A 20,577-nucleotide genomic window follows, 5' to 3' on the forward strand; every position below is an offset into this window, starting at 1 on the left:
GGTCCGAGAGTAAATCACCCTCTGGAAGGGTGGAGGAGGTGGTAGAGGATGCCGGCGGTGATGCCCCAGAGCGGACCGTGGGGGGTGTGCCAGAGGTAGATGGGCCTGAGGGGGCCTTTCCAGGGGGTGTGGTAGAGGGAGGGGAGGCCGAGCCTAGAGGCGGGGAGGAGCTCGGTCTCGCCTTCGCGTGGGTGAAGGGTGAGGCGGACGTGGTGGATGCGGGGAGGGGTGGTGCGGAGCCAGGAGAGGGGGAGGGTGAAGAGGTGGGAGACTTCGTCCGGGGAGGGGTGCGCTTCGTCCCACGAGGGGACGAGGGCAGGGAAGACGTGGATGAGCCTTCCACTCGCCGAGAGGAAGGCGCCTGCGTACCGGATGTGGGGGATGCGGGAACCGGGGATACCGAGTTCCTCATGGGTCTCCCTGAGGGCGGTGTGGAGGGGGGAGGGGTCGTGGGGCTCGACGAGGCCTCCGGGGAAGCAGATCTCCCCTTCCTGGGGGATGCCGTGCGCCCGGACCTCGAAGCCGATGTGCCAGCCGGTGGGGGTGGGGATGCAGGGGACGAGGACGGCGGCCTGGGTGAACTCGGGGGCGTTGAGGATGAGGGGGGAGGGAGGGGCGTCGGGGGTGCAGGGGATGCCGGGAAGGGGGAAGTCCTCCATATTCGGGGAAAACTATGGTACAATCCTGGAAAACAGGCAAGGAGGTGCGCGATGCTCGATGCGATATTCGCGAGGAGGAGTATCCGAAGGTACCGGTCCGATCCCGTGCCGGATGGGGTTCTGAAGGAGGTCCTGAGGGCGGGGATGGCGGCTCCCAGCTCGTGGAACGGCAGACCGTGGGCCTTCGTGGTGATCGATGATCCTGCGGCCCTGGAGGAGATCGCGCGGCGGCATGGGTATGCGGCGATGTGCAGGGAGGCGCCGGTGGCGGTGCTGGTGTGCGGGCTCCCGGAGGGGATGAAGGAGCCGGACTTCCTGCCGCAGGACCTCTCTGCGGCCACGGAGAACGTGCTCATCGCTGCCACGGAGCTGGGGTTGGGGAGTGTGTGGGTGGGGCTCTTCCCGCACGAGGACAGGATGGGGGTGCTTCGCGAGGTGTGCGGCCTGCCGCCCGAGGTGGTGCCGTTCTCCCTGGTGGTGTTGGGCTACCCTGCGGAGACGAAGCGGCCTCACGAGGGGTGGATGGAGGGGCGGGTCTTCCACGGGCGGTGGGGGAGGGTATGGCGGCCGACCGGGTAGGGGCCTGCAGGGGTCAGCCCTGCAGGCCGAGGGCCTCCTCCAGGAAGGCGAGGTCGAGCCGGGGGTAGAGGGGGAAGCGGGAGAGGAGGGCCTCCACCCGGGCGCGGGCCTCTTCCTTGGCCGAAGGGTCGAGGCGGTAGCGGGCCTTGCTGGGGGAGCCGTCCTTCACCTCGGGCCTCACGTGGGTGAGGATGAGCTTGAAGATACGGGCGATCTCCCTCATTTCTTCTCTGCCCATCCCGAGGGTGGTGACCGCGGGGGTGCCTATGCGGAGCCCGCTCGTGTACCAGGGGCCGTTGGGATCGTAGGGGAGCGCGTTGCGGTTGAGGGTGATGCTGCACTCCCTCACCGCCGCCTCTGCCTGGCGGCCGGTGATCCCGAAGGGCCGCACGTCGATGAGCATGAGGTGGTTGTCCGTGCCACCTGTGGCCACGGTGATCCCCTCTTCCTGGAGGAAGGCGGCGAGGGCCTGGGCGTTCTCGACGATCTTATGCGCATACTCCCGGAAGGCCGGGCTCCGCGCCTCCCTCAGGGCCACGGCCTTGGCCGCGATCACGTGGGGGAGCGGGCCGCCGAGGACCATGGGGCACCCCTTGTCCACGAACTCGGCGAGCTCCTTCACGCAGAGGACGATGCCCCCCCGAGGCCCGCGGAGGGTCTTGTGGGTGGTGGAGGTGACGATGTGGGCGTGGGGCACGGGGTTGTAGGGGCCTTCGAAGACCCCGCCCGCCACGAGGCCTGCGAAGTGGGCCATGTCCACCATGAGGACGGCCCCCACCTCGTCGGCGATCTCGCGTAGCCGGGCGAAGTCGATCTTTCGGGGATAGGCGCTGTACCCGGCGAGGAGGATGAGGGGACGTATCTCCCGTGCGAGGCGGGCGATCTCGTCGTAGTCGAGGAGCCCGGTCTCCGGGTTCACGCCGTACGAGTAGGCCTCAAACATCTGGGCCGAGACGTTGTAGCGGTAGCCGTGGGTGAGGTGGCCTCCCGAGTAGTAGTCGAGTCCCAGGAGCCGCTGGTTGCCGAGCTCCTTCCGCAGGGCCTCCCACTCCTCGCGTGAGAGGTCGTAGAGGTTTTTCTTCCCCAGCTTCTCCAGGGCCGGGGCCTGAACCTTCCACTGGAGTACGGCCCAGAAGGCCACCAGATTGGCGTCTGCCCCGCTGTGGGGCTGGACATAGGCGTGCTGGGCACCGAAGAGGGCCTTTGCCTCCTCGCAGGCGAGGCTTTCCACCTCGTCCACGTTGTCGCAACCGGCATAGAACCTGTGACCGGGGTAGCCTTCGGCGTACTTGTCGGTGAAGAGGTTCGCCATGGCGAACTGCGTGGCGAGCGAGGAGTAGTTCTCGCTCGCGATGAGCTTGATGTTCCGCCGCTGATCCCGCAGTTCCTTCACGATCGCCCGGGCCACGTCCGGCGCAGTCCGGGCGATCACCTCGAGCTGGGCCACGAAACCCACCATCTCGGGGTTGGACGCAGCCTGCGGAGTGCGCGCGAGGTACGAACCAAGGAGTGTAGAGGCCATCCTTTCCTCCATGCGTGTGGTATCTCCCCCTGCCCAGGCGCGCGACAGGTGAGGAAAAGACTCCCCGGCGGTCGATTCCGCCTCGGAGGGCGCCAGTCGTCGTCCCATTATCGCGGGAAGTGCAGGGGGGTGTCAATGAAGGCAGACGGCGCCTCTGATCCTGAGTATATTAGTAAAAGACTATATCTTGAGGAGCGAGGCATGAAAGGAAACGTCGGAACGATCGACAGGATCATCAGGGTGGTCCTGGGACTGGTGCTCATCGGCCTGGGGGTCTTCGTCCGGGGTGGGGCCTACTGGTGGCTCACCGTGATCGGGGCTATCTCCCTCGTCACGGGAGCGGTGGGCTTCTGCGGGCTCTACACCCTCTTCGGGATCTCCACTTGCCCCCGCAAGGAGGGGACAGACTCCTCGAAGACCTGAAGGCGCTCACGGGCATCTGAAACAGCCCCTCCCTCTCGGGAGGGGCGTTCTTTTTGTGCATGGCAACAGGTTGATTGACTGTATAAGTGAAGCGAGGTGAGCGATCCTCCTGTTATCCAGAAAGAGAGGGCATAGGGAGGGAGGTGTGTCTATGAACAAGAGGAGAGTCTTCTGGTCGGTATGTCTCACATACGCGGTGCTCTTCTTCTCCTGTGAGGTGGGATTGGGGCCCGAGACCGATCTCCAGGGGCCTGTCATCACCATAGAGAGCCACTCGAACATGGACTATGTCCCCCGGGAGTGTGAGCTGCGTGGTTCATGGTATGACGAGTCAGGGATCTCAAGAATCCTGGTCTCCTTACCTGAGACAGGGGAGACCGTGGGGAAGGCGCGTATCCAGGGGAAGGAGTGGTCCATATGGCTCACGCTCCCCGAGGGTGAGCAGACGGTTCGGGTCACGGGGTATGATGTGTGGAACAACAGCTCCGACCAATCAATGGATCAGATCACCCTGCTTGTAGATGCAACGCCGCCCTTTCTGGAAGGGCTCTCCCTTGAGAGGGGCCCTGGCTACACGGTTCCGCTCAAGAGCAGAGAGGAGCTTCAGGGGTATGATCCAGAGGATATCCAGTTCCTTGACTACTTTCAAAACGGCACCTTCAGGATAAAGGGTGAGATTAGAGAGAACTTCACAGTGCACGATGTCACGCTCCACCTCCTGGATGAGCAGGGGAGAGAGGTGCTCACCAAACCGGTGGATGATGATGCGCCTCCTCTCTCTCCGGTCTTCACGCTCTCTGCCTCTGATTTTGAAGGTACGGGATACGTGAGTGGACGGGCATACTTCAGGGTCACGGTCTCCTCCACGGACATAGGAGGCAACGAGAATACCGATCAGGGAGGATGGTTCTGTTATTATCCTGAGGCCGATCTCCCCCGTATTATCCAGGGTGATGCCAGGGAGGGGGTGATTACCGTAGGACAGGGCGCTGAGGTTCCCTTCTCGTTTGTCGATGATGACGGGCTGGATCTCATATATGTAGGTGTGCTCTCGCAGTCGGCGTGGGAGAGTATCCAGGGAGAGACCGATGGTGAGAAGCTCGCCACCCTTGAAGAGGATGATGATATGCGAGAGGCGCTCCTCGGTCCTGCTCTTCAGGGGAATGGGGCACGCTCGTACAACCACACCCTCTCTGCCCCTCAGGATGCAGGATCCTACGTCCTGGTGGCGCTGGTGCGGGATACCAAGCCCTACGATGATCCCCCGGTGTGGTCTGGGGCAGCCTATCGCCTCACGGTCACGGATCCTGATCAACCCCTTGGGGTGATCACCTCACCGGAGGAGAATACCTTTCCTGCGGTGGATCCTGCAGGAAGGTGGGTACTCCAGGGTGCTTGCATTGATAACAGTGCGGTGGAAGAGGCGAGGCTCGCGTGGGTGCCGGAGGGGCTTCCCGGAGGGGCCGAGGCTCATCTCGAAGAGACACGGCAGCTCCTCTCCTCTGTTTCCGTGGGACCGGGCGATAAGGTGGTGGATGACGCCGGTATGGTCGTGTGGGGGCTTTCCCTCTCTGGACCGGAGGAGATCACGATAGGGGGAAGGACCTACAAGCGGTATCCCTTCGCACAAGAGGTGGATGTGCTTCAGGACTTTATGTATGAAGGAGTACTCGAGAATACGACCAAGCTCTTCCTCCTCTATGTGAAGGATGACAGTGGGAACGAGGCATACACGGCCTTCCGGCTCGTCGGGGACACCTCCTTGCCCGTTATTGGTATCTCCCAGCCGGAAGAGGACTATCAGCTCTACACATCAGATGAGGAGCTCACCCTCTCCTTCTCGGCCTCTAAGGAGAACGGGATACCCATTCACACACTCGCACTGTATGAGGTGACCTCAGGAGATCCGGTGCTTCTTACTACAGGGAGCACCTCCCCGCTCTCATACACTTTCTCTCCTCCCTTGGAAGAGGGGCTAAGGAGCTTTCGGTTTGTTGCCACGGATGTGTTTGGGAACATATGCGAGGAAGAACGTACGGTCCGCATCACTTCCCGTCCTGTACTTCAGTACATAGGTACCCCACTCGCCGATGGTGTGTACAAGGCTGGCGATGAGCTCCTCTTTGAGGCGGTCTTTTCCTCTCCGGTGGAGGTCTCGGGAACACCCAGACTCAAGCTCTACTACGACGCCACACTGGACTCACCAGATGCCTACGCCACGTACCATAGTGGTGCTGGATCGTCCACCCTGCTCTTCTCGTTCACCGTGCCCTCCGGGGTGCAGGTAGATAAGCTCTACACCGCGTATGAGGAACCATTTGACCTTTCAGGGGGAAGCATCGTCGGTGCAGAAGGGGGAGAGGTAGAGATCCCTCTACTGGAGGAGCAGGATACCCTCCAGGGGAGGAGCAGTATAGGATGTGACGGTATCGCCCCCCGAGCTACCGGGCTCACAGGGAGTGGGACGTACCGCGCAGCTCAGACAGTGGAGCTCTCCCTCTCGGTGGAGGATGATGTCCTGGTGAGTGGGGATGTGAGGTTGGTCTGTGCTGCAGGTGCGGATACGATCGAGGGCCAGTTCGACAGGGTTGAGAATGGGGATCTCATCTTTGTGTATCTCGTTGAGGACGGGATCAACGCCGCCTCCCTCTCCTATACAGTGGCCACGCTGGTGAACGATCCTTCACGTATTACCGATGCGGCGGGGAATCCCCTCGACCTCTCTTCCCTCACCGACGGCACACTCCCCATAACGATCGACACCACATCCCCGGATCCACCGGTGATTACCCTTGGTGAGGGTATCTATAACACACCCCAGACCCTCACGATAGAGGGGATAGAACAGGGGGCTGTGGTGGAGTACTCCCTTGATGGGGGGCTCAGCTGGTTCCAGTATGATCAGGATAATCCTCCTCAGATAACCGGGGATGGGGTGTACCAGGTATGCGCCCGCCAGATCGATGAGGCGGGTAATGTCTCTGAGGTCTCTCCTGTGAAGGAGATAGGGATCGATACAGGAGCTCCTCAGGTAGTGGAGGTCGCCTGCGTCAACCCTGACGGAGTGTACGGCGCAGGGGCTACGCTCACCTTCAAGGTGGTATTCTCCGAGAAGGTCCGTACCACAGGCGGAGACGCGGCACTTGAACTCAACAACGCCTATACAGCCGGGGTGGAGGAGGATCCCGACGGGGCGTATGTCCTCTACTTTGCGTTCACCGTGCCTGATGGGGCGTTCCTCAACCCTGTAGAGGCTACTCGACTTACCCTTTCCCATGTGGAGGACCTCTGTGGGAATCTTGCGCCTCCTGTGCTCGAGGGGGACACCCTCCCGGATCTCGGAAGGCCGAATCTCCGCGTTGATGCAGTACCTCCTGCGCTCCAGAGTACCTCTCCGACTGAGGGAGGTATCCTCACGGGAGGTAATCTCACGCTGACCTTCGACGAGCCTGTATTCAAGGAATCGGGAGCGGTAGTGGTGAGGCGCCATCAGGGATGGCTCATCCCACCTGTGATGAGTGAAGAGGAGTTCACCGCGGTCTACTATGCTTCTGCACTCACCTCAGAGGACAGACAGGTCCTGATGGAGACAGATGATCAGGGTGCTCCTCTCCTCGATCAGACGGGTCAGCCTGTAGGCCCGTATCGAAAGCTTACCCATGGGCTCCTGCAGGAGGGCGGTGAGTATGTGCCGGATCTCAGCACAAAGTATGTCCTGGCGTTTGAACGAGGCCTTGCTGATGAGCAGATTCGCACAGTCCTGGAGAAGGCCGGATATCACATCTTCCTTGATGTCAATGTGACCTCCTCACGGATACAGATCCAGGGTGAGGTGGTCACCATATCCCTTCCTGAAGGGATTCCCCCGGGGATCCAGTGGGATCTCGTGATAGATGCAGGGGCTTTTCGGGATAGCGCAGGCAATCCCTCACCAGAGATCACGTGTAGCTTTTGGTCGGACGGGGTCTCTCCTCCTATCATAAGGATAGACAGGTACAGCCATGGGGAAGGGGCGAGGGAACCCGAGGCTACTCCCGCGGGAGATGGCCTTACGGGTACCATCACAGGATACAGGGACGTAGGACCTGGGGATACGACTACCGAGCCCACGGGGTTTGTCCGGGTAAGGATAGACTCCCAGACCCCGGGTGTCACCATCAGGTACCTCGTGACGGATGATCCCCAAGTGCCTGGTGAGCCTTCCACCGTCTATGGCTTTACACACGCCTCCTACACCGATTTTCTCGCAGCTGGAAAGCCCCTCACCCCGGGTACCAGCCAGGCAGCGAACGAAGACGATCCCCAGCGCATCTACATAAAGGCAGTGGCCGAACATCCCCAGCTGGGTAGCTCGTATGGCTACGCAGGGGCCTTCAAGACCGTGGTGGTCCTAGTAGATCCGCAAGGGGGATCGGCTCCTGTCCAGATTCAGGGAACCGAGGAGGCTGGTGCGCCTCCTACCACGCCGGGATTCCCCTTACGGGATGCGGATCCCGACCCACGCTACAGCAAGTACATGTACCAATTCGGGAACAACGACTGGGTGTGGATCTCGTGGGAGATCGTGACCTCCTGGATGCAGACCAGCTATCGCAGCAATTGGCAGCAGAATTACAATCCAGGAGACTATGGGGCGCTCACTTATAGAGAAAACCAGCCCTACTGGTAATAAGGAGGGATGAAATGACACGGCATATCACGCGCTGGATGGGACTTATAGGCATACTCCTCGTGATGGGAGGATGTGATCTCCTCACGCCGGGACTGGGTCCCGATGTAGATCTGAGCCCTCCTGTGCTGAGGGTAGTACGCCCCGACTACATGGAGAACGTGCAGTCCACCTTCACCCTGGAAGGTACGGTGAAAGACGACTCAGAGGTGAGGGTGCTGGTAGTGAACCTGGTGGGAAGCGCGTATCAGTGGAAACACCAGGATGGTCGGTGGAGGTACACCCAGAACGGAAGGGAGTGGGCCCCGGCCAGCGGGACATGGGAGACTCAAAAGGATGGAACCATCCGTTGGTCGGTGGAGATCGTACTTCCCCCGGACCACACAGGGGAGATCGTGCTCGAGATTCGCTGCGAGGACGCCTTTGGGAATGTGGGATCCCTCTCTATAGAGCGGCGTACCGTGGTGGTAGACGTCATCCCCCCCAAGGTCCACCTCACCAAGCCGATACTTTTTGTAGGGAGCTACGATGAGGCCCAGACGAAGTACGCATCGTACCAGCTCGAAGATCATACCGTGCTCTCTGAGCTTCTCAATGGGGATGTGGAGATACGCGGGTATCAGGAGGAGAACGCGAAGCTCTCTTCCCTCGAGATCAGACTTACCGATCATGAAGGGACTGTGCTATGGAGTAAGGTCCTGGAAGACGGATCCATGCTGCGGAATTTCTCCCTCACCGTTCCCCAGGAGGAGCTCCAGGGGATACAGGGAAAGACCCTCATCCAGGTGGTGGTAAAGAGCACGGACGCCGCAGGGAATGTAGATGAGAGAGCACATGGGTGGTTCTGTTATTGGCCAGAGGCCGATATCCCATGGGTGGAGATGCCCGGTGAGGCGGGATACCCCCCTGTGGAGACCACCTATCCCGGACAGCGCCTCGAGGGATATGCCTACGACGATGACGGGCTGGGATCGCTTCAGGTAGTGGTGGAAAGGGAGACAGGAGCAGGGTGGGAGGAGGTGAGTTCCCTCAGCGTAAGGAGTGATGAGTTTGGAGGGGTTACCTCCTACGCATGGTACGTGAACGCACCCCAGGAAAGCGGTATCTATCGAATTAAGGCCACCGTCTCTGATATCAATGGACAGGCCGGGGAGGAGAGGACTTCTTACATAGATGTGGCGGATGTCAATACCCCTCGAGTGATAGTAGAGTCTCCTCCAGAAGGGGAACTCGCCCTCGGGGATGAACAAGGGAATCTTGTGTTCTCAGGGTATGCCGATGATGATTCAGGCGTGGAGAGTGTGAAGCTCGTGTGGATTCACCCCTCCCACTACGATGAGAGTCTCCTCTCGTATCTTAACAGGGACTATGAAGGATGGGAGTCTACTGGACCGGACGGTAGTGGCAACATCGTGTTCTCTGTCTCCCTGGGGAATCAGACCTACAATCCCGGTACTGGCCGGTATGAGCGTCCCTTCTCTCGTACGATCAATCTCTTCGATGATCTCGGGATATCCCTTTCTCTTCCCCTTAGTACTCAGACCTTTGTCTTCAGGGTGGAAGATACGAACGGGAGGGCCTCCACCGTGAAGCACACCCTCCAGGGCGATACCACCCCTCCGGAGGTGAGCATTGACGCTGTTATTGTGCGGCATGCTGATCTTCAGGAAGAGACCTATACGATTGACGACAACCTTATCCTTCCCCCTCCTCAGGATGGCGATGAGATCCGATTCAGAGGATCCTGGAGTGACAATACCACCACCCACTGGCAGGATGCTTCCCGGATTGGAGAGGTGGAGCTTTCCTGTAATGGGGTCCCGGTATCCACCACACGCAACTCCGATGCCACATGGGAGAGCGACCACATCCCATTTGAGAGTGTAGCCGTCCTTACCCTTGAGGCCCGGATTCGGGATATCGGAGGGAATGAGGCCTCGAGTGTTCGCTCAGTACGTGTTGAGACTCATCTCCCCTTCCTCGTGAGGATTACGAGTCTCCTCCCCAACGGGTACTACAGTGTGGGAGATGAAGTGCCTATCTATCTCGAGTTCAACAAGCCGGTGAGCTTTGGGGGAACACCGCCTTCCATTACCCTCAACAACAGCGCCACGGCCTCGTACGTGGGAGGGGAGGGAAGCGCCAGGCTTGAGTTCTCCTACACAGTCGCCAGCGGGGAGGATGTGGACGACCTCGATGTGGTAGAGGTGGTGTGCGAGGGCCCGGTGATCGATGAGAGTGGCGCAGAGGTGGATTTCTCCACTCTTCCCACAGGGGTAAACAGCCTCGCAGGAGGGAAGGATATTATCATAGATACCACGCCTCCTGAGTTCACACAGTTTGTGGTGCTTTCCCATGCGGATGCCTATCGCGCAGGTGCTACCGTGGTGATCGCAGCCTATGTCTCGGAAGAGGTGGTGGTGAATGAGGCCCCGCGCCTCGCCCTCTCCTCCGGGGACGGTGCCTATGCCCTCTATGAGGGGAATATGGGAGACTATCTCCGCTTTTCCTACACCGTGGCAGCTGGGGAGAATGCCTCACCTCTTGCGGTGGAGGGGATCGATCTCCAGAGTGGGACGATCTCTGATCGAGCCGGGAATCCTCTCAGCACGGCCCTTCCCGATAGCGGAGCCCTCGACAGAGAGGTAAGGGTGGATACGGTGCCTCCACAGGCCCCGGAGATTGCGGGCATCTCGGATGGGGCTACCTACTACGGAGAAGTCTCCTTTACTGTGGAAGGTGTTGAAGATGGGGCATGGGTGCAGTACTCCACAAATGGCGGGCAAACGTGGCTTACAGGGACAGGGGCCTCTCTCACGACAAGTGGCACGTACACCATTGTGGCGCGCCAGATCGATGAGGCGGGAAACACCTCTCCTAAAAGTACTCCTGTACAGATCAGGGTGGACAATGGCAGTCTTCTTACACGCATCTCCTCTCAAGAACCCGACGGTATCTACAAGGAAGGCCAGACCCTCCACATCGTCCTCACCTTTAGGAAGCCTCTCATCGTAGAGAGTGGAACACCGTCGCTGGTGCTCAACACCGAGCCACAGCGTACTGCGGGTTACGAGAGTGGCTCCGGCACCACTGCCTTTGTGTTCTCTTATACCATACAGGAGGGGGATGCGATAGCGAACGACGGTGTGCTCGATGTGGTGGGGATCGACCTTACCGGAGTAGAGATTACCGATGAGAGCGGCACGGATGTGACCCAGTGGATATCGCTTGATGACCTTGATCAGGAGAACCGTCTCTCGGGACAGCGGAGCATCCGTCTCATTACCACTCCTCCTGAGGTCGTCTCTATCGAGATTTCACCTTCGGGGGAGGAGCTCTGGATCGAGTTTGATAGAGCCGTCTATAGGGGTGTGGGAGAGCTCACGATCACCCAACATGAGGAGGGCCTTAAGGTCCCTGTAGTCCTCAGTGAGAGGGAGTATGAGATCGTATCCCAGGAGGCGCCAGACCTCGCAGCACACTACAGGTATATGACCAACGGGGCTACCTCCTCTGGAGAGCCTCTCCTCGATCCTGTGTATGTGCTAGAGTTCGATAAGGACCCCGATGATCCTGCCCTTGTATCCTCCTATACCGCAGCCTCGCTCCATGAGAGACGCATCCCTGTGGAGTCCTCGTTTGTCACGATCTCCGGAAAGGTGGTGCGTGTCTCTCTCAGTGGGAGCTACGCCCTCCCTGTACGAGGGGCCTCTTACACAGTGAGCATTCCTTCCGCGTTTATGGTTGATACAGTGGGTCACCCGAGCCTCTCATCGGAAAGGAATATCTCTCTCCCCGGTGTGGATCCTCCCGTGATTCGGATAGACCGGCGTTCGGAGACTCTTACTGAACGGAATGGAAGGGTGGTGGCAGTCCAGCCGCTTACCGTGTGGCTAAAGATGAATTCCCCTACTCCCGGGGTGGAGATCTACTACACCATCTCAGAGGCGCTCTTCGATCCAGATCCGGTGGCGAATCCGGAGGGCAATCCGCCTACTCCTGATCCTGGCCCCTCTGAGCCGGCTGATCCTGCGAGCGCTTCTACTCAGTATACGGCTCCGTTTGAGATTGGGGGCGCTGCGGATACCCTCCAGGGATATAAGTGCTGGATCAAGGCCCGCGCCTATAAGGGGAGTGAGCCTTCAGAGATAGCCAACGAGGTAGCCTTTAAGTCGGTAGTAAGCTTCATCTATGACGGGGGGAGGGGGGATGCGATTCCCGACTATCCAGGCGGCCCGCTCTACGATAGGAATACCAATGAGCTTGTGGTGAATGACAGCACTCTCCCGGAGTCGATGTGGGTACGGGGGAGCGACGATAAGGCAGGTCCCCCCACCATCCCCGGACTCCCCCTCTCGTGGAATCACTACGACTACTCGGGTGTAAGACTCATGACCCAACTCTCCTCAGATCCTCAGGAGTGGTACTGGGTGACGTGGGAGGTGGTCTCCACCACCTACATCGGACTCCTCTGGGGCACCACACCCTCCACCGTAGAGGAGGCGGCGAGGGGGCCGTGGCGATGGGGGTGGAGCAAGAACGCCTTTGTGCCCTTCAGAGAGTACTATCCCCTCTTTCCAGGTGAGAGCAGGCGTATCCAGACCAGCCTCTATGCGACTATCAATGGGCAGTATAGAGGTGAGTTCATCTTCGCCCGTGAGGGTGATGGAGAGGTGTTCATCCGTGACTATTTGCGTGAATGAGGGGCCCTACCTTCTTAGTTGAGGTGGCAGAGAAAAGGCGGGGATGCTGGGCACCCCCGCCTTTCACATACCCCGGAGACGACTCGAACGTCCGACCTACTGCTCCGGAGGCAGTCGCTCTATCCACCTGAGCTACCGGGGCATGTCTTTGCTCCTACCCCGGATGCGATTCGAACGCATGACCTACTCCTTAGGAGGGAGTCGCTCTATCCGACTGAGCTACCGGGGCATTCCGTCTCTATATAGTATCCATATCGAAGGGGTTGTGTCAATCTTGCAGCCGGGCCGAGATGCGGGGCGGTACCTCCACGAGCGACACCGGGATCGCGTCCAGATACACCCGACGCGGGTTCTCGGGATCGGCGATGCGCTTCCCGTCGGCCAGGAAGTAGTAGGCATAGGTCCCTGCAGGGAGGGAGAGGGTCTTCCGGTAGAGTCCGGGCTCCACCTCTTCCATGGGGAGGAGGAAGGGGTCCCAGTTGCAGAACTCGCCCACCAGGAAGACCTGTCTACCCGGTGTGTACCTGAAGAGGAATGCGACCTCCCCTTCCAACGGGACCGGCCCTGCCTCCTCCGCAGGAAGGGGCGTCAGGGATACGAGTGAGAGGCGCACGCCGTCTTCGTCCTCCACGACCAGGGGGTTGGAAGGGTCCGCCATCCACACGCCGTCGACCACGAGACGGTAGGTGAATCGGTCCTCCGGTGGATCGAGTACATAGAAGAAGATGCGGGAGGGATTGCGGGCCATGAGGTGGACGGTTCGGAAACGTTCGAAGGAAAAGGCGATGCCCACGCTCCTCGTCCGCGGGCTCCCCTGGAAGGTGAAGACGAGGCGGTTCTTCTTCGTGTGTGGAGGCCTCGCCTCCTTGAGATCGAGGAGGTAGAGGTGGAGGTCCTTGTCCTCGACGATGAATCCGAGGTCCTGGGAGGAGAGGGAAAGACCGAAGCAGAGGAGCCACACACCCGCAAGGACGAATTTGCTTTTTTCCATCTTTCTGCTACAGTATTCGGAAGATGGGCCGGCGAAGTAAAGGGTTTTATCCCAGGCCCATAACGGCCGACTCATATACAGAGGGACGATGCCTGAAGAGCGCGACATAGAACGGCTGGGCCGGGAACTCCTCAAGCTCAGGGAAGAGCCCCGTGTGCTCGACGAATGGGGGGAGACGGTGGAGATCCCTCCCCCGGTGGAGCCCGAGGTCCACCCGCGGGTCCCGCACACGGAGGAGGAAGGGGCGCGTGCCGATGAAGGGGACGAGTCGATAGAGGGGCTCCTCTCGAGGTTCGGGGACGAGCAGGCCGAGGAGGAGGCGCCCGAGGGGGATGCCTTCGAGGCGCTCGGGTTCGAGCCTCTCGAGGAGGAGGTCGAGGGCGAGATGCCGCAGGCGGAGCTCCCGGAGGAGCTCCCCGAGGGTCTCTTCGACCTCGAGGAGGAGGCGGCTTCCGCCGGTGAGGACCTGGGAGTGCTCGAGGAGCTTCCGGAACCCGGAGGAGAAGGGCCGGAGGAGGCGGTCCCGCCGCTCGAAGGCCCGGAAGGGGTGTCGCCGGAGGACGCCGGGGTGACTTCAGCGGTGGAGGGGGTGGGGAGCGAGGAACCGGCCGGGGAGGGGACGGAGGAATTCGTACTCCCCGATTTCCATGACCTCGAGGAGGAGTCAGGGGAGGCGGTTCCGGGGCCTGACGAGGATCTCGGCCTTTCCCTCGATTTCACCGAAGAGGAGGGAGAGGCCGCACCGGCGCCTCCGGAAGAAGAGATCCCTTCGGTCCCATCCCCTGAGGATCTCGCCCTGGAGGAGGAGGCCCTCCTCGCCGAGGAATTCCCCGAGGACATAGAGGTCGAAGAGTTCAGCCTCAGGGATCTGGGTGAGGAATTCGGCGTGGTGGAGGAGGAGCCCGGACTCATCGCCGAGGAGGAATCCCTCAACCCCGCCATGGCCATCACCCCCGAGGCGGTGGAAGAGCTTCCCGAGACGGGGTTCGGCCTCACCGAGCAGGAGTTCAGACGCCTGCAGGAGCACCTCTTCTCCCTGCCCCGGAACCTGAAGATGGAGATCGAGTCCCTGGTGGCCGAGGCGAAGGTGGGGGGGGAGGACCTGGAGCGGCTCGTGAGGATGCTCGTCGAGGGGGAGTCCCCCCGGGCGCTCGCGGCCTTCGTGGGCCGCCTCACGGGCAAGCGCATACGGATACCGGCCCGTTACGAGCGGGGTACGGGGGCCGAATTCGAGAAGGCGAAGGGCGGACTCTGGTATCTCGTGAGGTACCGCCTGCTCCCCGTGGTGAGGGCCGTGCTGGTGGGTACCCTCATCCTCGCAGGTCTCACGGCCGCGGTATTCCAGTTCATCTATCGTCCGGTCAGGGCCCACCTCCTCTATACCGAGGGCTACCGTCAGATCTTCCAGGAAGAGTATGACGCTTCGCTGCTCAGGTTCGAGCAGGGACTGAGGCTGTGGCGCATGAAGGGGTGGTTCTTCAGATACGCACGGGCCTATACCGAGATGCGCCAGTATCCTCTCGCCGAGGAGAAGTACGAGCAGCTCCTCGCTCATTATCCGCTGGACAAGGAGGCCACGCTCGAGTACGCGGACTTCGAGAGCAGGGTGCTCGCCAACTACGAGAAGGCCGACCAGCCCCTCGAGCGGTACCTCCGGCTCGAGAACCTGAAGGATCTCGACGTGCTCCTCGCCCGTGGGGACAATTTCCTCAGATGGGCCGACGAGGGAGGAGCCGAGGACTTCGACAGGTTCGAAGAGGCCCGCAAGATGTATGCCCGCGCCATGGAGTATCACGGAAGCAGGGCCCCGATCGTCCAGCGCATGTTGATGTACTTCGTGCACCAGGAGGAGAAGGCGCTGGAACTGGGGAGGACCGATGTGGACAACCTCTCCCACGTGGAGCAACTGGTGGAGTACATCCTGGAGCGTCCGAAGCTGGCCGTCGATGCGGGAGAGCTCGCCCGGGCGGGGGGATATCTCATCGACAGGAACCGTATCGACAGGGTCCGGGACGTCCTCTTCAGGGCGAGAGAGATCCAGGACCCCCATCCGGAGGTCCACTACCAGCTCGCCCGGTACTTCCGGATAGTGGAGCGCCCGGCTGACGAGGCCAAGGCCCTCCAGGCTGCACGCCTTCTCCTCGAAGAGCTCCCGATGCGTACGCGCCGTCAGACCGCCCAACTCGTCGATACCTACCGGCGGCAGGGGGATCTCTTTTACGCTCAAGGGGAACTCCTGTCGGCGGAGGACGCCTACCGGGAGGCCATCCGGCTCTACGAGCAGGCCCTTTCCTCGAGGCTCCTCAAGCGCTCCGCCCGCTTCGGGAGCATCTACGCCTCCCTCGCCGATATCTACTATTACCACTCAGCCGAAGAGGAGACCGCGCTCACCCTCTACGAGACGGCCGAATCGCATGGCTACGTGACGCCGGAGAACGCGTACAAGAAAGGGCGGCTGCTCTACCGCAAGGGGCTCTACGACAGGGCGCTCACGGAGTTCGCGAAGTCCGAGGAAGCCTTCAGAAACAACCGGGTGGTGCTCTTCGCCCTGGCCAATGCGCTCTATTTCAAGGCCAGTTACACGGCCGCCGAAGGCTACTACCGGCGTCTCCTCGACATGCTGGAGCGGGAGAAGGCCGCCCTTCCGGCCGTCAGGGTGGACGAGAACCCCGACCACCGGGCTCTGGTCGAAGGTATCATCAGGGTGGAGAACAACCTGGGGGTGACGCTCTTCAAGAGATCCGGAGGGAGAGAAGGGCACCCCGCCTATCCTGAGGCCCTCACCTTCCTCACCGACGCCCAGGAGCTCTTTGTCAACCTCTACCGTGATCCCGAGACCATGGAGCGAGCTGGAGCGGTGAACCTCGCCTACCTCAACATGGACGCCATCCTCCATCCCACCGTGCCGTTCGATCAGCTTCCCCTCGCCATCTACCGGAGCCTTCCCGTGGATGTGAAGGCTCGGGGGCTCTCGGGGCCGTAGGGGGGAGAGCCATGAACACACTGGAGACTCGCCCCGGTGTCGGTTTCGGGAATCGGATGTATGGCCCGATCACTCCACGGGGATCATCCAGCCGAAGGGATCCTCCTTCGCTCCGTACTGGATCCCCTTCAAGGTGAGGAGCAGGGTCCGGGTCACTTCCCCCATCTTCCCGTTGTTGAAGACCACGGTCTTTCCTTTGTGGGTGATCGACTCGATGTAGGAGATGCCCGCAGCCGTACCCGTGACGAAGACCTCCTTTGCCTCGGAGAGGACCTCGTCTATGGAGATCTTGCGCTCCTCGGTGGGGATGCCCACGTGGGCGGCGAGGGCGAGCACGCTCTTTCTCGTGATGCCGGGGAGGATGGTGTCGCCCAGCTCAGGGGTGACGAGGGTGCCGTTCTTCAGATAGAAGAAGATGTTGCAGGAGGAGCCTTCCTCCACGTACCGCTGCTCGCGGGCATCGAGGAAGATCGCTTCCATGTAGCCCTGTTCGTTCGCTTCCTTCTTGACGAGCGTGGGGATCACGTAGTTCGCGGAACACTTGATCCAGCCAGTACCCTTGGGGGTGGCGCGTATCCTGTCGGTGGTGACGGCCTTGTTGTTGGGGCCCTCGAAGTAGGGGCCCACCGGTGTGGTGATGATGACCACCCAGGGGTGGTGCGAGAGGTCGAGCCCGATTCCCGGCTCGGTGTAGGAGAAGGGGCGTACGTAGACCGCATGGCCTGAGAGGAAACCGTCTTTCTCCCACTCGGGGTTGTAGCGGGGATAGAACCCCAGCTCCTTGTTGCGGCGCACTACCTCCTTTACCGCACGTACGAAGAGCTCTTCTGGAAACCCGGGCATCTTGAGTCCTTCCATGGACCGGCGCATGCGCCTCGCGTTCTCCTCGGGACGGAAGAGCTTGAGCGAGCCGTCCTTCTGAGGAAAGGCCTTGAGCCCCTCGAAGACCGAGAACCCGTACTGGGTGCTGTAGTTGACGAGCGGGAGGTCGGGGAAGGAGTTGCGCCTCGCGAGGAGGGCCATCCTCGCCTCGTGGGGGAGGGTCGCCTCGGCCTCGGGGGCGAGGTGCACCTTCGCCTCGAACGCTTCCTGCCACGAGCCGTCGGGCTGGTGTTGGGCCTTGTACACCCAGGGGTAGAGGGAGAGGCTGAAGCTCTTTGCCATGGACTCCGTGCTCCTTGCTGATGGAAGATAGCATGAATTGTATGCCGGAGAAGGGGATGCGTCAAGGAGAATCCTCCTCCGGGGTGGTCTCGACTCCGAAAAAAAGGTAGTCTTGAGGTGAGAGAACATGAGCGACGATAGAGAGGAGGTGTCGTATGGTGGACGTGGTGGTCGTACTCGCCGGGGGCAAGGGCACGAGGCTCTGGCCTGCCTCTACCGAGGCCCATCCCAAGCAGTTCCTTACGGTGGAGGGAGGGAGGACGCTCCTCGAGGAGGCCCTCCTGCGGGCCTGGGCCCTTGCCCCGGGAGAGGGTGTGATCGTGGTGACAGGCGATCGGTACCTGGAGGCCACGGAGGAGATCGTAGACCGGCTCCCCCGGGAGCAGAGGGAGGCCACGCGCCTGGTGGGGGAACCAGAGGGGAAGAACACCGCCCCGGCCGTGATGTGTGCCGCAACTCTCATGAGAGAGAGGGAGGGGGTGATGGTGGTGCTCACCGCGGACCACCTGGTGAGGCCGCTCGAGACCTTTGTGGAGGATGTAGGGAAGGCGGCCCAGATCGCCCGCGATGGCTACCATGTGACCTTCGGGATACCCCCCGTACGTCCCGAGACAGGATACGGGTACATCCACGTGGGCGCCCCTTATAAAGGAGGGTTTATCGTGGAGTCGTTCACCGAGAAGCCGGATGAGGCCACTGCCCGGCGTTACGTGGAAGAGGGGACCTACTACTGGAACTCGGGGATGTTCCTCTTCAGGCGGGACGTGTTCCTCGAGGAGATGGAGCGCTACGCCCCCCGGATCGCCCGGCCCTTCCTCGAGGCGGGGCTCGGGGGACTCGCCTCTGCAGGGGGACCTGTGAGGGGGGATGTCCTCGAGGAGCTCTACGCCCGGATCCCCGCCGACTCCATAGACTACGCCCTCATGGAGCACACCGAGCGTGCCGCCATGGTGCCGGCGAGGTTCTCCTGGAGCGATATAGGGAGCTGGGAGGAGTATACGGCCTGGTTGGGCGATCACCTGGGCGAGGTGCTCGAGGTGGAGTCGGAAGGGTGTACCGTGGTGAGCGACCTACCGGTGGTGCTCTGCGGGGTGGAGGACCTGGTGGTCTCCTGCCGGAACGGCCGGATACTGGTGCTCAGGAAGGGGAGGGGACAGCTCGTGAAGAAGGCGGTGGAGCGGATGAGATGGGAGGGAAAAGGATGGGAAGCGTGAAGGACGGCCCTTTCCTGGATGTGACAGATCGAAAAAGATTTGTTTTCGCAGCGAAAAAACCTTGACAACTATAAGAGGGGACGGATATAATGACCGCTAAAGAGGATAAGGATGATCTTCGATCATCCCCCTCGGAACTCCAATCTTGTGCAAGGAGGGAACTTGCTATGAAGAGAGGGTTGATGCTCTTGCTGGCGTTGACCGTGGTGGCCTCCCTTGCCTTTGCCGAGACCTCGGCTCAGGTTGAATATTCGATAAGTGGGAGCGCAACCTCCACGGTAGGGTACGATCTCGATGGAAAGACCTTCGGGATCAAGAATGAGACCTCTGCTGATCTCACCATCACCTTTGTGGAGGGCACAGAGGAAAAGGGCGGTGACGGCCCGGTCTACGGCTGGATCAAGCTCGAAGGCTTCTCCGCAAAGGCCGGGAACAACATCGTTGAAGAGGATGTGGTCCTCTACGATGCAGATGGCAACGACATCACAGAGGATGTGAAGAGTGTACTTGCAAGCAGCGGGGTTAATGTGGACTCCATCAAGGCGAAGAGTGACTTCGTGATCACTCCTCCCAGCATCACCGCCAAGCTCATGATGGGTCCTGCCTACCTCCTTATCACCACCAAGGATACCGATGTGAACAAGGCGAGCCTTGAGCCTGACTACATCAAGGAAGAGGCCTTTGGTGGGAGCGATGTCTCGGCAGTGAGCCTCGATGAGGATGACAACACCCTCACCTTCGGCGTGGATGTGGACATGGTGAGTGCATCCGTCACCCTTGGGTCGAACGACGACTGGAACGGAAGCAATGAGAATGCCGGTCTCATCTCCGGTGAGGTGAGCGTGAATGTGGCTCCCGTGTCCCTTGGTGTGAAGACCACTGGTGTGTTTGGTAAGGGTGGAAAGAGTATCGGCGAGGATGCGAACAATCCTCTCATCCTTGGTGCTGATCTCGCGGTGAGCGTGGATGCCTCCGGTATCTCTATCACCCCCGCTGTGGCCTATGACTTCATCAAGAAGGGTGATGAGAGTGCCCAGGAGGTGAAGGGTGGTGTCTCTGTGAGCTACAGCGGCCTCTCTGCCGGCGTGGATACCATCTACGTGCTCCCTGCCGAGAAGGAGAGCCGCCTGCTTGTGAAGGGTAGCGTCTCCGAGCCTGCCGATGGTGGCGTGGTGCCTGTTGCCGGTTTCGGGCTCAAGGCTGAGTACGGTATGTCCAAGAACGATAACACCAAGGCTGAAGACTCCGCTATGGCCCTTACCGTTGATCTGGATGCGGCTCTTGGTGTAGCCCGTCCCTATGCTGGGGTTATCTACGAGCAGGATCTTGGTGATGATGCAACCACCGACGATGCAAAGACCGACCTCATGATCAAGGTGGGTACTGATATCACTGTGGTGCCCAACACCACCTTCACCCTGCAGTATGCCTCGGGTGACCTCACCCATGAGGAGTCTGTGGCTAATTACACCGCTGATGTGTACACCAACGACAGCGGTGCCCGCCTCGGTGAGATCACCTTCGCCATCAAGATCAGTTACTAAACCATACCTGGTGACGAGTCCGCGCCCTGCCTTAAGGTAGGGCGCGTTTTTTTTGTGTAGACCACTCCTCGTTAGGAAAGGCCCCACTTCCTCGTAAAAGTGCCTTGACAGGGGGTATAAGGTGTG

The 20,577-nt window shown here is 60.5% G+C and carries 11 protein-coding genes, 2 tRNA genes and 1 riboswitch; of the genes, 7 read left to right on the forward strand and 6 right to left on the reverse strand.

Features of this window, described 5'->3' with window-relative positions:
* Positions 1 to 14: 14 nt before the first annotated feature.
* Positions 15 to 659, reverse strand: a complete 645-nt coding sequence (locus tag STHERM_RS00840) for an NUDIX hydrolase (protein WP_013312985.1) — start codon at positions 657 to 659, stop codon at positions 15 to 17.
* Between the two features lie 51 nt (positions 660 to 710).
* Here STHERM_RS00840 and STHERM_RS00845 point away from each other — a divergent pair, with 51 nt between their 5' ends.
* Positions 711 to 1,238 carry a nitroreductase family protein gene (locus STHERM_RS00845; RefSeq protein WP_013312986.1) on the forward strand — a complete coding sequence of 176 codons (528 nt, stop codon included), beginning with the start codon at positions 711 to 713 and terminating at the stop codon, positions 1,236 to 1,238.
* A gap of 13 nt (positions 1,239 to 1,251) precedes the next feature.
* Here the strand turns inward: STHERM_RS00845 and STHERM_RS00850 are convergent, their stop codons facing one another.
* Entirely contained in the window at positions 1,252 to 2,760 is a 1,509-nt protein-coding gene (locus STHERM_RS00850; protein ID WP_041623680.1) for a glycine hydroxymethyltransferase, read from the reverse strand.
* 24 nt (positions 2,761 to 2,784) lie between these two features.
* A riboswitch (ZMP/ZTP riboswitch) is annotated at positions 2,785 to 2,870 on the reverse strand.
* 91 nt (positions 2,871 to 2,961) lie between these two features.
* Here STHERM_RS00850 and STHERM_RS00855 point away from each other — a divergent pair.
* The 3 genes from STHERM_RS00855 (at position 2,962) to STHERM_RS00865 (ending at position 12,555) form a co-directional block, all read left to right on the forward strand.
* Complete coding sequence (locus tag STHERM_RS00855; RefSeq protein ID WP_041623102.1) at positions 2,962 to 3,183, forward strand: YgaP family membrane protein; 222 nt, start codon at positions 2,962 to 2,964, stop codon at positions 3,181 to 3,183.
* Positions 3,184 to 3,334: 151 nt separating this feature from the next.
* Complete coding sequence (locus STHERM_RS00860) at positions 3,335 to 7,852, forward strand: hypothetical protein (RefSeq protein ID WP_013312989.1); 4,518 nt, start codon at positions 3,335 to 3,337, stop codon at positions 7,850 to 7,852.
* Positions 7,853 to 7,866: 14 nt separating this feature from the next.
* Positions 7,867 to 12,555 carry a hypothetical protein gene (locus tag STHERM_RS00865; RefSeq protein ID WP_013312990.1) on the forward strand — a complete coding sequence of 1,563 codons (4,689 nt, stop codon included), beginning with the start codon at positions 7,867 to 7,869 and terminating at the stop codon, positions 12,553 to 12,555.
* Between the two features lie 68 nt (positions 12,556 to 12,623).
* Here the strand turns inward: STHERM_RS00865 and STHERM_RS00870 are convergent.
* The 3 genes from STHERM_RS00870 to STHERM_RS00880 form a co-directional block, all read right to left on the reverse strand.
* A tRNA-Arg gene (locus STHERM_RS00870) sits at positions 12,624 to 12,697 on the reverse strand.
* Between the two features lie 13 nt (positions 12,698 to 12,710).
* Positions 12,711 to 12,784 (reverse strand) — tRNA-Arg (locus STHERM_RS00875).
* A 39-nt stretch (positions 12,785 to 12,823) separates the two neighbouring features.
* Positions 12,824 to 13,546, reverse strand: a complete 723-nt coding sequence (locus STHERM_RS00880) for a hypothetical protein (protein WP_013312991.1) — start codon at positions 13,544 to 13,546, stop codon at positions 12,824 to 12,826.
* A gap of 88 nt (positions 13,547 to 13,634) precedes the next feature.
* On the opposite strand from STHERM_RS00880, the gene flcA reads away from it, so the two are divergent.
* Positions 13,635 to 16,529 carry a periplasmic flagellar collar protein FlcA gene (flcA, locus tag STHERM_RS00885; protein ID WP_013312992.1) on the forward strand — a complete coding sequence of 965 codons (2,895 nt, stop codon included), beginning with the start codon at positions 13,635 to 13,637 and terminating at the stop codon, positions 16,527 to 16,529.
* A 69-nt stretch (positions 16,530 to 16,598) separates the two neighbouring features.
* On the opposite strand, the gene ilvE is transcribed toward flcA, so the two are convergent.
* On the reverse strand, positions 16,599 to 17,693 hold the full coding sequence (gene ilvE / locus STHERM_RS00890) for a branched-chain-amino-acid transaminase (RefSeq protein ID WP_013312993.1): 1,095 nt from the start codon (positions 17,691 to 17,693) through the stop codon (positions 16,599 to 16,601).
* Between the two features lie 155 nt (positions 17,694 to 17,848).
* On the opposite strand from ilvE, the gene STHERM_RS00895 reads away from it, so the two are divergent.
* Both STHERM_RS00895 and STHERM_RS00900 read left to right on the forward strand, forming a co-directional pair.
* Positions 17,849 to 18,907 (forward strand): mannose-1-phosphate guanylyltransferase, encoded by a 1,059-nt coding sequence (locus STHERM_RS00895; protein ID WP_013312994.1) that lies wholly within the window; start codon positions 17,849 to 17,851, stop codon positions 18,905 to 18,907.
* A gap of 89 nt (positions 18,908 to 18,996) precedes the next feature.
* On the forward strand, positions 18,997 to 20,451 hold the full coding sequence (locus STHERM_RS00900) for a hypothetical protein (RefSeq protein WP_237223313.1): 1,455 nt from the start codon (positions 18,997 to 18,999) through the stop codon (positions 20,449 to 20,451).
* Positions 20,452 to 20,577: the final 126 nt, after the last annotated feature.

The organism is Spirochaeta thermophila DSM 6192, assembly GCF_000147075.1.
Lineage (GTDB): Bacteria > Spirochaetota > Spirochaetia > Winmispirales > Winmispiraceae > Winmispira > Winmispira thermophila_A.

Excerpts from the sequence above, each read along its gene's own strand:
- STHERM_RS00855 (WP_041623102.1), top strand. The coding sequence starts at position 2,962 with ATGAAAGGAAACGTCGGAACGATCGACAGGATCATCAGGGTGGTCCTG.
- flcA (WP_013312992.1), top strand. The coding sequence starts at position 13,635 with ATGCCTGAAGAGCGCGACATAGAACGGCTGGGCCGGGAACTCCTCAAG.
- STHERM_RS00845 (WP_013312986.1), top strand. The coding sequence starts at position 711 with ATGCTCGATGCGATATTCGCGAGGAGGAGTATCCGAAGGTACCGGTCC.
- STHERM_RS00840 (WP_013312985.1), bottom strand. The coding sequence starts at position 659 with ATGGAGGACTTCCCCCTTCCCGGCATCCCCTGCACCCCCGACGCCCCT.
- STHERM_RS00880 (WP_013312991.1), bottom strand. The coding sequence starts at position 13,546 with ATGGAAAAAAGCAAATTCGTCCTTGCGGGTGTGTGGCTCCTCTGCTTC.
- STHERM_RS00865 (WP_013312990.1), top strand. The coding sequence starts at position 7,867 with ATGACACGGCATATCACGCGCTGGATGGGACTTATAGGCATACTCCTC.
- STHERM_RS00895 (WP_013312994.1), top strand. The coding sequence starts at position 17,849 with ATGGTGGACGTGGTGGTCGTACTCGCCGGGGGCAAGGGCACGAGGCTC.
- STHERM_RS00850 (WP_041623680.1), bottom strand. The coding sequence starts at position 2,760 with ATGGCCTCTACACTCCTTGGTTCGTACCTCGCGCGCACTCCGCAGGCT.
- STHERM_RS00860 (WP_013312989.1), top strand. The coding sequence starts at position 3,335 with ATGAACAAGAGGAGAGTCTTCTGGTCGGTATGTCTCACATACGCGGTG.
- STHERM_RS00900 (WP_237223313.1), top strand. The coding sequence starts at position 18,997 with ATGACCGCTAAAGAGGATAAGGATGATCTTCGATCATCCCCCTCGGAA.
- ilvE (WP_013312993.1), bottom strand. The coding sequence starts at position 17,693 with ATGGCAAAGAGCTTCAGCCTCTCCCTCTACCCCTGGGTGTACAAGGCC.